Origin of the sequence: Sphingobacterium sp. UBA5670 (genome assembly GCF_002420705.1) — a bacterium.
Taxonomy (GTDB): domain Bacteria; phylum Bacteroidota; class Bacteroidia; order Sphingobacteriales; family Sphingobacteriaceae; genus Sphingobacterium.
In genome coordinates this window covers 152,957-163,021 of sequence record NZ_DIIM01000009.1, presented here as the reverse complement: position 1 = coordinate 163,021, position 10,065 = coordinate 152,957, and the positions used below count along the sequence as shown (strand labels likewise).

Below are 10,065 nucleotides of genomic sequence, written 5' to 3'. Positions count from 1 at the left end.
GTTTAGGTTTAGTTTAGGTATAGTATAGGTAAGACCTAAACTAAATCTAACTTAAGGCTATGCTAACAATAAACAAAAACTACACTAAGGGATAAGAAGTCCAGAATTATTCCCCGTCTAGGGGGAAACCGGGGCGCAGCGAGGAGATTAAAAGCCAGCTGCGGGGAAGAGCCTGCGGAAACCTCCGGCCCCCTCCGCACCTGCTCCCTGCTAGGGCCCGCGCGGGTTCGGAACAGCTTCGGGACAGCTTCGGGACAGCCTGTGGACAGGTTCGGTCTGCCAGCGTGCTGCGTCCGTGTTCCTTCCGTGTTGCCTCCGACTATAACCCTGACTCACCCCGCTAGCATCAAGGACAAATGGCGTTCCGGTTGCGACCATGCCCCCCGGATGCCCCGACCAGGGGCCAACGCTGCCCCGAACCGCAGCCGAAAAACTCCGCAGCAACACTGTAAACACGTGAACAACTCGGGAAAACACGCTATAAAGACCTAAAAAGAATTTTTGGAGGGGGCAGCATCGGACTAGGAATGCCTTAATGTAACGATGCTGTGGAGCAGCTCTTGTTTCGCTCACCCCCGCAGGTTTAAGTCGATATACCCGCAGGTTTAAAGCGTCACATAAGTACTGTTTATTTATCCGTAATACACCATGAATCCAGGGTAAGTCCGAGCTGAGTCCGTGTTGAGTCCGTGTTTAGTATGGAATCAGGTAGCTTTCAAGATAGACGCACCCTGCTCGCAGGGCGAAGCTAAGCCCTAGTTAGGCCCTCGTTAGGCCCTTTCAAGATAGATTCAAGGCATATTCATCGCCTATTCATCGCAAAAAACGAAACGAAACCCAGCGGAGCCTCTTTCCCAGAACTATCGAAAAATAGCCAAAAAACACCAAATACTCGGACTCGCATAGGATAAATATGCGAAAAATCCCTGTTACACAACGAAAGTTTACATTATGAAAAAGCATTTTGCCTTGCGCATTACCAGCATCGGCCTTTGCATCGGCCTGAATCCGGATTGTAGTAAAGGAACAGTCTTTCGGGTTAATGCCCAACTAACATGCTGTTTAAAAAAAATAGTAACAGTAGAAGTGTGCGAAATCAGAAGATTAGAAAATAGAAATGGAACTGAAACCAGCTAAGGCTGATTCTCAAAAAAGGAATTACGATTTCTCCTCAGCTTTGAAGACCCAAAAGCGCTGAAGCGTATAGTTGAATCCCAGAGAAACGAGCAACTCAACAACAAGTTTTGAAAACAGAAAATTCAGATGATATATATCAACCAGAAAATGAATACCGGTAGACTTCAATGCAATGCTGCCGCATACAACAATCACAAATTTCCATAGCTGACTCCTCACAGACTTTTGGGTGCTGCCAAATGACCAATAACGATTGATCAAAAAATTAACAACAGCACCAAGGCTACCACTTATTGCATTAGAAAAAGGTGCACTGATATGAAGGAGCTTATAACAGGCTGAGTACACTCCAAAATCAAACAATCCGCCTAAAAAGGCGGAAAGTTGAGCTTTTAAAAAAGTAATAACTTTTGAAGACATCGCTAAATAGCCTCCTCCTGCTGTTTTTTCAATTTATCCTCTTTATCTTTTTCATCACCTAATTTAAGAAGTAGGCGCGTATCGTTTGTATTAATGATAAAAAGTGCAATGCAAATAACTAGCACACACCAATTAATAGACCCAGGCATCAAAACTTCCAATAGCATAACCAATGAAATAATCACCCGAATTTCAGTCGGTCCCAAAATTCCAGCATCTATTGTATATTTATCTGTAATTCGGTATCTAAGCTGAGAAATGATCATTGCCCAACCATATAAAGCTACCAAGGTGAATCCAAGATACTTGTAATCTCCCACAGTGTACAGAACATATCCTAATCCAATAAAAACCGTGCTGATCCAATCCATTACAATATCCAATGCAAAACCGTACCAACGACGGGATTTATTGCGATAAAATGCAATACGCCCATCCAATGAATCACCAAACCATTGGACAAAAAAACCGGGAATTCCTAAAAGTAAATAACGGATATCAACATATTCCGCCAATATAAAGCTGCCCAAGATCATTAATGAACCTAAAAAACCAATTGCCGTAAGCCCATCCGAAGTAATCCAATTTGGGATCCGGGGAACGAGATACGAAATAAGCTTTTGTTCAGGTTCACTTAAGATATTTGTTCTCTTTCTATCCTGAAAAAGTTTTTTATTTATTTTTAACTCACTCATTATTTGCGATTATAGCCATTTATTTTCTTTATACCAAGCCAATGCTTCCATTAAGCCCTTCTTCAAATCATATTTAGGCTGATATTGTATCTGACGTTGGGCCGCTGCGATATCACAGCCCCAGTTTTCAGCTGTAAGCTCATTCAACCGTTCGGGATATAGAACGGGAATTGCTTTAGAATTTTTATACAAACGTTCAAAAATAACGGCTATAGTCTTTACGACACCTAAAGGAATATGCATACGGATCATTTTCTTTTGGCTAAACTCTTTGAAAAACTTTGCCATTTCATAACGATCATAAACCTGTCCGTCGCTGAGGTTATACACCTGTTTTCCACCTCGGTCAAAACGGCAGGCATGAATAATTGCCTGCACCAAGTCGGCGACATAAATAAAGCTAAGTTTTTGGGGTGAGCGGCCAACATACGCATCCATACCTCCATTCATTGTTTTAAAAAGAATAAAAATATCCTTTTCCCGCGGGCCATATACTGCCGTAGGACGCAAAATTGTCAGCGGTTGATCTTTAAAATCACTCAATGCGAGCTCTGCTTTTCGCTTACTACGTCCATATGCTGTAACAGGACAATAAGGATTACTTTCATCGATCAGCTTAGCATCATAGCTCACAGGACCTATCGCTGCGAGGCTACTGACAAAAACAAATCTTTTGATTGGATTTTTCAAAGAAAAACAAGCAGAAGCCAAGTTTTTGGTGTAACCAACATTGACTTTTTCGAGATCTTCTTCATGTTTGGCACGAGTCATGGCCGCAGCATGAACAACATAGGTGTAATTTTCCGCTTCCAGCAATTCCCTAATGGATGCTTCATCGGAGAAATTTGGATAAACAAATTTATCCACAACGGAGCGAATTTCCGAGACATCACTTGACTTCCTCACCGCAGCATGAACTTCCATTCCTGCTTCTTTCGCTGCTCTTGTCAAATGATAGCCTACAAAACCACTCGCTCCGGTGATTAATATTTTTTCTATCATAATGATTTTTGATACAAACGATAACGTTTGTACAATTCTCCATTCATTTGTTCGATGGCATGGTTCATCATATAATTATGCTCCAACATCCATGAACATTCGGCGCCCTTAATATTCGAATCTTTTGATTCCTTAATAATTCGTCCATATAAACATGCTTCTATACCTAATTTCCGGTAATCTTCCAACACACCCAACATCAATACACGAAGCAAATTAATTTTTTTCTTCCCAAACAACAATTTAAAAATACCTGTAGGAAGTAAACGTCCACGCTTAACTTTGATAAGGATCTGGTTAATATCCGGTATGCCCAAACCAAAACCAACAAGCTCTCCATCTTTCTCTGCCACGATAGCAAAACGTGGGTCGAGAATCATTTTTAGATCCTTAGCTGTATAATTAAATTCGTCTTCCGTCATCGGAACAAATCCCGAATTTTTATCCCAGGCTCTATTGTAAATATCACGAACTTTCGCTGCTTCGTTTTTAAAATCCTTCACATTGAATTGACGCAATGTAATACCAGATCTTTTCAAACGCTCCTCTAACCTATCCAAAAGCAATACAGAGCGTTTATCTGCAGACTTTTCCATCACCAAATAGGCTCTGAGATCCACTTTATGCCCATAGCCCGCATTCGTAATCAGGTCGATGTAATAAGGCGAATTATAAGGCATCATGGCTACAGGGGGCTTATCAAAACCTTCAACCAATAAACCAACGGTATCATTGGTAGATAAATTGATCGGACCGACAATCGTATCCCCGCCTTTCGCTTTAACCCATTTTTCTGCTGTTTCAAACAACGCGTTTGCGACCTCTTGATCATCTATACAATCGAAAAATCCCCATTGCCCTTCATTCACATGATTAAAGGCATTATGGTTGTTGTTCCAGATGGCACAAATACGGCCAACAATCTTATCGTCACGATAAGCCAAAAAAGGTTGTGCTTGAGAATGTTTATAAAAGGGATGCTTATCAGGGGAAAGCAGATCGTTTTGCTCAAGAAATAAGGCAGGTACATAATTAGGATTTCCCTCATAGAGACTATGAGGGAAATCTATAAACAGCCGTCTTTGTTTCTTTGTTTCAACGGGTATAATCTGAATCATATACGATTAGATTTTATATTAATGTTTCAACTTCAGCTTGTTTGAATACTTTAACCATCTTCTCAATAGCTTCGTCGATTTGGTCATAAGTATGTGTCGCCATCAATGAGAAACGGATCAAAGACTCTTCAGCAGGAACTGCTGGAGAAACAACTGGATTAACAAATACACCATCATCTTGGAGCATTTTCGTTACCCAGAACGTTTTTTCATTACTACGAATAAAGATAGGTAAAATAGGGCTTTCCGTAGCACCTAAATCAAATCCATGATCTAATAATTGTGCTTTGGCATAATCTGTATTTTTCCACAATTTTTCAATATGCTCTGGTTCATTTTGAATAATTTCCAAAGCTTTCAATGTTGAAGCTACTGAAGCTGGGGTCATTGAAGCGCTGAACATCACAGAACGCGCATTGTGTTTTAAGAAATCAATTACATCAGCATCACCTGCCACAAATCCACCTAAAGACGCCAAAGATTTACTAAATGTACCCATGATCAAGTCTACATCATCATTAAGCCCAAAATGCGAAGCCGTACCAGCTCCTTTGTGCCCAATAACACCTAAACTATGTGCATCATCCACCATAACGGCAGCGTCAAACTCATTGGCAATCGAAGTAAGCTCAGGCAAATTAACAATATCACCCTCCATACTAAAGATACCGTCCGTACAGATTAACTTCGCACTATCTTCAGGTAGGCGAGATAATTTCGCACGTAAGTCCTCCATATTGTTGTGACCGTATTTGATTACTTTAGAAAAAGACAAACGGCTACCATCAATAATTGATGCGTGATCGCGTTCATCTAACAAAATATAATCATTACGTCCCATTAGACATGACAAAGGCCCTAGATTTGATTGGAATCCTGTACTAAAAAGAATAGCGGCTTCTTTACCTACATAAGCAGATAATTTTTCTTCCAGTTCCACGTGAATATCCAACGTACCGTTTAAGAAACGAGATCCAGCACATCCTGTACCATACTTTTCCAAAGCGTCTTGCGCTGCTTTTATAATACGTGTATCAGTTGTTAACCCTAAATAAGAGTTAGAACCAAACATCAATACACGTCTACCATCGATTTTTACTTCGGTATCTTGTTTTGATTGAATAGGTCTAAAATAGGCATATAAGCCCTTAGCTTTCAACTCCTCAACAATCTTAAATTGCGATATTTTTTCGCCTAACTTTCCTTTACTCATGCGATAAGAAGGTATTTCTAAAACTATTTCTAACTTTTAGATGTTATTGTAACAAACAAAATTATCGAATTGGACTTTTATATAAAAAACTCGGCCTCCGATTAAAAATCTGCTATATCCACAATGTAAGTTGAAATTCTACGTTGTATATATTCACAATAATTCCAAAAAACGTTGCAAACATACGAAAACATAATCTGACTTTCACTTAAATTTAGTCATATTTTTAACACATCGCCCAAAACAGTTAATTTTATTTTAATACTCCGCTAACATCTATCCACACAATTCTACTTTAAAATAAGACAATTTTAATAATTATATTTGCGAACTTTAAATTATCCTATAATTAGTTACATTTAGGTTCATTGCAATAGCAATGGTATAGACTTACTAATATACAACAATATATGGCTTTATCTTCAGATATCAATATAAAAAATAAAAAAGCTTCTTTTGAATATCACTTACTGGACAAGTACATTGCAGGAATTCGGTTATTGGGAACAGAAATAAAATCTATTCGCGAAGGAAAGGCGAATATTAATGACAGTTTCTGTACTTTTTTTGAGGACGGCCTATATATCCGTAACATGCATATTGCCGAATACTCCATGGGCTCTTTCTATAACCATGAGGCAAAACGCGACCGTCAACTGTTATTAACAAAAAGAGAATTAAAAAAATTAAAAGAGAAAGGCGAAGAACGCGGTTTTACCATCGTCCCGCTACGCATTTTTATCAGTGCCCGTGGTTTTGCGAAAGTTGAAATCGCCTTAGCTCAGGGTAAAAAAGATTTTGACAAACGAGAAAACATCAAAGAAAGAGATGTCAAACGTGAGCTTGATCGTGTGATGAAATTCTAGATTACCGCGCCAGGACAAATGCGCCTGGCGTCATTCCTACCCTATTTTTAAAAAGCCGAACAAAGTAGTTAACATCATTAAATCCCGCTCCATAACAAGATTCTTTTACACTACGGGTGAGCATAAGTATTTTTTTAGCTTTTTCAATACGCTGTTGGATCACATACTCCATTGGGCTGAGTCCTAGCTCACGGTTAAACATCCGCGTAAGGCTCGCTTTGCTCATGTGGGCAGTCCGCTCCAGCAAACCAATTGAAATTTTCTCTGTAATGTGTTTCTGAATAAATTGTTGCAAATGTAACAGAACCTTATTGGGTGACTTCCCTATTTTTAAGGCAATCAATGACTGTGATTGAAGTAGCCTTATCGTAAGCTCTTTAAAAGTCAAATCTGCCAGTACATCTTTAAGCGGATTTTCGCTAATAATGATCTGAAACAACTTGTTCACCAAATCGGCAAGCTCAGTCGAATTGTAAAGATGAAAAAGCTCTGGATCGATATTCCACTGACTACGCTGTTCTTTTGGGTAAAACTCGTTTAGATAGTCCAAAACTGCTGCTATCTTTTCTTTATGAATAGTTAAGGCCGTACATTGTGTAGGTCTTTCGAGGGTCGCCTCCGGGAAATCAATGTGCATACCTACCAACGCTGGCAAGACCATCATCTGACCCGGCAAGTAGTCGAAGGCCTTTATATTCTCCAGATGCATAATTTTTTTCCCTTGGATCATGTTAATCATAACCAGATCATCGAAACACAAAGGTACATGCTGTGAGACTCGATACGTCTCGTAGATATTAAGTTCTAAGCTATCTAACGTAAATGCGCGTCGGTTCTCAACCAATGTACTAAGCTCCCCTGCCTGCGAAAACGGCAATGTATGAATTAACGTCCTATCTCCCATAGTGCAACAATTTAATATAATTGGCAGTCAATCAAATATAATAAAAAAGCAGAAAAATTCCTCAAGGCCATTTGCGACAATCGTGCTATGCTTTGAATCAATACTGCTATAGGAATGAATAATTGCTGGCTAACTTTGATAAGAAGGGATTAAAAAATAATTAATAATAAACTATATGAGCGCAATTAAAAGACCCTCGTTCAAAGAACGATACGACAACTACATCGGCGGCAAATTTGTTGCACCAATTCAGGGAAAATATTTCGATAATATCTCGCCAGTAGACGGAAAAGTGTTTACCCAAGTTGCCCATTCAACAAAAGAAGATCTGGATTTCGCTGTCGATACCGCAGCCAAGGCTTTTGAAACTTGGGGAAAAACCTCCGCCACCGAACGAAGCATCATCCTGAATAAAATCGCAGACCGTATTGAAGCAAATTTAGAATATATTGCAGCAGTTGAGACCATAGACAATGGAAAAGCAGTCCGCGAAACCATAAATGCCGATATCCCATTAGCCATCGATCATTTCCGATATTTTGCTGGTGTAATCCGGGCTGAAGAGGGGTCCATTAGCGAATTGGACAGCAATACCGTTTCGCTAATTGTACACGAACCCATAGGCGTTGTCGCACAGATTATTCCGTGGAATTTTCCTATTCTCATGGCGGTATGGAAACTGGCACCGGCTCTTGCAGCAGGAAACACTGTCGTCCTAAAACCAGCCGAAAGTACACCTGCATCTATTCTTGTCCTGATGGAGATCATCGGCGATTTGATTCCTGCCGGCGTAGTCAATATTGTCAATGGTTTCGGCGCAGAGCTTGGTCGCTCCTTGGTTACCAATCCCAAAGTTTCTAAAGCAGCTTTCACAGGTTCAACAGCAACAGGACGTTTAGTGATGCAATATGCTACTGAAAATATCATTCCGGTAACGCTTGAATTGGGCGGGAAATCGCCGAATATCTTTTTCAGTTCCGTTATGGACGCCGATGATGCATTTTTGGATAAAGCAATTGAGGGTGCTGTATTATTCGCGCTCAATCAAGGAGAAATTTGTACATGTCCTTCCCGTTTACTGATCCAGGAGGACATCTACGAAAAATTCATCGCTAAGGTCATCGATCGGGTTAATCAGATCAAAGTTGGAGATCCATTAGATCCAGCAACGATGATGGGGGCTCAGGCATCTAAGATCCAAAAGGATAAAATCATGTCTTATATTAAGCTTGGTAAAGAAGAAGGAGCAGAAGTATTGACCGGAGGTGATGAAAATAATGTTGGCGAAGGCTTTGAAGAGGGCTACTACATCAAACCTACCCTTTTCAAAGGCAACAACAGCATGCGGATTTTTCAGGAAGAGATCTTCGGGCCGGTATTGGCTGTTACCACATTCAAAGATGAACAGGAAGCAATCGCCATCGCCAACGACACCATGTATGGTCTAGGCGCAGGTGTATGGACCCGAGATGCACATCAGCTTTACCAGGTTCCACGTGCCATACAAGCGGGCCGTGTATGGGTAAACCAATATCACTCCTACCCGGCTGGTGCTCCATTTGGGGGCTACAAGCAATCGGGAATTGGCCGTGAAAACCACAAAATGATGCTTGCCCATTACAGGCAGGCTAAAAACATGCTGATATCCTATAGTAAGGAAAAACTTGGATTCTTTTAGGTAAAGCCACCTTTTCCGCTGTGTTTAGGATTGGTGAACTCATAAACATAATCTAATTTAACCATGATAAATAGACTGGATGTTACAGATAAAGCAAAAGCGCTCATTCACGAACTTGAAGCAAAACATGGCGAATTGATGTTCTATCAAGCGGGAGGTTGCTGTGAAGGCACCCAACCCCAGTGTTTTGAAAAAGGCGGGTATTTTCCACGAACAAACGATGCCATGATCGGCTTAGCAGCGGGCTACGAATTTTGGGTTGATCGAGATCTTTTTGAATATTGGAAATATGCGCATTTTACCTTGGATGTGCTGGACGGATTTGGCCCGGGAGGTTTTTCACTGGAGACCCCGCTCGGCAAAACATTCAAAGTTCACTATAGACTATTTACTCCTGAAGAGCTCAGTAATCTTAGCCCAATCAAGAGAAACGAATGATAACAAAGTGTATAAGCCCATAGAATCACAATAGTTACGAAAAAGGCCAACAAATTCTTCGGCCAATCTCTCCAAGAAAAAAAGGGGTTGTCTAAAAAGCCCCCCGTTTCAATGCTATAATTTTTCTAAAATCTCTGAAGAATGCGCTCATTCGGAACGGGATACTTTATTCAATATCTAAACCTTCAAGTACTGGGATCGGCTGTTTATTTTCATCCAGGGCAACAAATGTAAAAATACCCTCGATGGCCAGCTCTCTTCCTTCCTTGTACATATGTTCCAAAAATATTTCGACTTTCACCTTCAAGCTGGTTCGCCCAACATTTTGAACTCTTGCGATAGCTTCTATAATACTCCCAGAGGGAATGGCCTTATTGAAATCGATACGGTCTGTTGATACCGTTACCAAAGTTTTGCGACAGAATCGCGTTGCAGCCATAAAAGACACTTCGTCCATAATGGACATCGCCTTACCGCCGAACAAAGTATCGTGATGATTCGTCAAAAATGGAAACACGGTACTGCAGACACGTGTTTCTGATAAATCAATACGTTCTTGTAAAGTCATTTATTGTTTCTATTTAGTGGATTTAA

10 protein-coding genes are annotated in these 10,065 nt (G+C 40.3%); 3 read left to right on the top strand and 7 right to left on the bottom strand.

Going from position 1 to position 10,065, the window contains the following annotated elements; genetic code table 11:
- Positions 1-1,158: 1,158 nt before the first annotated feature.
- The 5 genes from B3C94_RS08995 to spt are packed head-to-tail and all read right to left on the bottom strand — an operon-like array spanning position 1,159 to position 5,585.
- Positions 1,159-1,557: a GtrA family protein gene (locus B3C94_RS08995; protein ID WP_293902263.1), complete on the bottom strand. Its 399-nt coding sequence runs from the start codon at positions 1,555-1,557 to the stop codon at positions 1,159-1,161.
- Positions 1,558-1,559: 2 nt separating this feature from the next.
- Complete coding sequence (locus tag B3C94_RS08990) at positions 1,560-2,252, bottom strand: CDP-alcohol phosphatidyltransferase family protein (RefSeq protein ID WP_293902260.1); 693 nt, start codon at positions 2,250-2,252, stop codon at positions 1,560-1,562.
- Positions 2,253-2,261: 9 nt separating this feature from the next.
- Complete coding sequence (locus tag B3C94_RS08985; protein ID WP_293902258.1) at positions 2,262-3,254, bottom strand: NAD-dependent epimerase/dehydratase family protein; 993 nt, start codon at positions 3,252-3,254, stop codon at positions 2,262-2,264.
- On the bottom strand, positions 3,251-4,372 hold the full coding sequence (locus B3C94_RS08980; protein WP_293902255.1) for a hypothetical protein: 1,122 nt from the start codon (positions 4,370-4,372) through the stop codon (positions 3,251-3,253). The genes B3C94_RS08985 and B3C94_RS08980 overlap by 4 nt, the downstream gene beginning before the upstream one ends.
- Positions 4,373-4,385: 13 nt before the next feature.
- Entirely contained in the window at positions 4,386-5,585 is a 1,200-nt protein-coding gene (spt, locus tag B3C94_RS08975; RefSeq protein WP_046672730.1) for a serine palmitoyltransferase, read from the bottom strand.
- A gap of 410 nt (positions 5,586-5,995) precedes the next feature.
- Here spt and smpB point away from each other — a divergent pair, with 410 nt between their 5' ends.
- On the top strand, positions 5,996-6,451 hold the full coding sequence (gene smpB / locus B3C94_RS08970) for an SsrA-binding protein SmpB (protein ID WP_293902248.1): 456 nt from the start codon (positions 5,996-5,998) through the stop codon (positions 6,449-6,451).
- Between the two features lies 1 nt (position 6,452).
- Here the strand turns inward: smpB and B3C94_RS08965 are convergent, their stop codons facing one another.
- Complete coding sequence (locus B3C94_RS08965) at positions 6,453-7,355, bottom strand: AraC family transcriptional regulator (RefSeq protein ID WP_293902245.1); 903 nt, start codon at positions 7,353-7,355, stop codon at positions 6,453-6,455.
- A 175-nt stretch (positions 7,356-7,530) separates the two neighbouring features.
- Between B3C94_RS08965 and B3C94_RS08960 the strand changes: the two genes are divergently transcribed.
- Positions 7,531-9,033, top strand: coding sequence for an aldehyde dehydrogenase family protein (locus tag B3C94_RS08960; protein ID WP_293902242.1), 1,503 nt, complete (start codon positions 7,531-7,533; stop codon positions 9,031-9,033).
- A gap of 63 nt (positions 9,034-9,096) precedes the next feature.
- Positions 9,097-9,471 carry a DUF779 domain-containing protein gene (locus tag B3C94_RS08955; RefSeq protein WP_293902239.1) on the top strand — a complete coding sequence of 125 codons (375 nt, stop codon included), beginning with the start codon at positions 9,097-9,099 and terminating at the stop codon, positions 9,469-9,471.
- Between the two features lie 166 nt (positions 9,472-9,637).
- Here B3C94_RS08955 and B3C94_RS08950 read toward each other — a convergent pair whose 3' ends face one another.
- The gene (locus B3C94_RS08950; RefSeq protein ID WP_293902236.1) at positions 9,638-10,039 is read right to left on the bottom strand and encodes an acyl-CoA thioesterase; all 402 of its coding nucleotides are present in this window, start codon (positions 10,037-10,039) and stop codon (positions 9,638-9,640) included.
- Positions 10,040-10,065: the final 26 nt, after the last annotated feature.